The 1,409-nt window shown below is 65.2% G+C and carries 1 protein-coding gene; it reads left to right on the top strand.

Annotated elements, in window-relative coordinates; translation table 11 throughout:
* Positions 1-1,021 precede the first annotated feature (1,021 nt).
* Positions 1,022-1,324, top strand: coding sequence for a hypothetical protein (locus I4J89_RS49055; protein ID WP_196421095.1), 303 nt, complete (start codon positions 1,022-1,024; stop codon positions 1,322-1,324).
* The last annotated feature ends 85 nt before the right edge of the window (positions 1,325-1,409 follow it).

Here is a 1,409-nt window from a genome sequence, read left to right as displayed (position 1 = left end):
GATCCGGCGGGTCCGGGCCGCGCTCCTGGAGATCCTGGACTGCGCCTGCTTTGTGGTCGATACCGCCGAGGGCCGTATAACGAGCTGAAGCGCAGCACTCAGTTGCTCGATCGAACGGTAGTTCGCTTTCTGTATCCGACGATGCATGATCAATTCGCTGGCCGGCCTCGAGACGCCCTGTCAGCGAAGAAACCTGGTCTTGCTGGAGCTGGCCGGCCTTGGCGCGAGACGCAGGCCAGACTCGGACAGCGAAACGATGAAGGCGTACGTTCGAAGGTCGGCAGTATGTAAATCTGCGCGTCCTCGATCCGCGCCTAGGAATACTCGGAGGCGACTGACGATGAGAAGGTCGATCCACCGCGGGTCAGTTCAACGGACAGCCGCGCACTGATCTGCCGCCGATCGTGCGCGCTGGCCGATGACGGGCCCTTACGTTCCGTGGCCGACCTGGCGCCTAGAGGACGCCCTGAACTGCCGATGAGCGGATGCGGAGATGGATGATCGTTTGTGTAGCATCTTGGTCACGTTAAGTACTGTGTCGTGGTGCCTGGCATGCGGTTCGAGGGTCTATGGCGGCGCCTTGCGTGGGCTGCCGTTTTCCTGGCATTCGGTCTGGTTCTGTTCTGGTTGGCCTGGTCCTTCCATGGCAGTGATGTGCTGGGCGGGCTTGATCAGGTTTTTAGCGTCGTCGGGGGTGCCTCGGGGCTGCTTGGGCTGGGTTTGACGGTTCGGGCGCTGCGGTCTAACGGTGCGGGGCAGCCGGTGGACGTCGTGTCGCGGGTGTTGGCTGGCGAGGTTCTACGGCGGGTGCGGGCGAGTCCGGTGCGGAGGCGGTTGACTCGGCCGGCGCCGTTGCGGGTGTGGTACCGGTCGGCGGTGGAGGTCGGGGCAGCCCGGTCCGCGGTCTTGAACCTCGGGGACGCGGATGACGCGGAGTGGACGGCGCAGCCCTTGGAGGGTGAGGTCGTTCAGGTGGCGGCGCGTCTGCGGGAGTTGCCGTGGCGGCAGTTGGTGGTGATCGGTGAGCCGGGTGCGGGTAAGAGTGTGCATCGCGGCGATGCTGGTGGATCAGTTGTTGTCGCAGCCGGTGGCGGGTGAGCCGGTGCCGGTGTTGTTGGGCGTGTCGTCGTGGAATCCGCGGGCGGAGTCGGTGGCGGTGTTCGTGGCGCGGCGGCTGGTCGAGGACTACGGCATCGCACTTGAGTTAGCCCAACAGTTGGTGGGGCGGCCGCGGTTGGCGGACGGGTCGTCGGGGTGGTGGGTGCTGCCGGTGCTGGACGGTCTAGAGCGCTTTCGGGGTCAGGGTTTGTGCCAGGTCTATTGAAGACGCTTTCGGGGGATCGACCGGTTTCGCCGGTTTCGGGTGTGCTGGAAGCATGCGGTACGGCGATGGTGGTGGCCTGAACCAG

This window comes from Actinoplanes aureus, from assembly GCF_015704865.1.
GTDB lineage: Bacteria > Actinomycetota > Actinomycetes > Mycobacteriales > Micromonosporaceae > Actinoplanes > Actinoplanes aureus.
The sequence above is the reverse complement of the archived record's forward strand: the minus strand, read 5'-3'. Positions and strand labels throughout refer to the sequence as shown.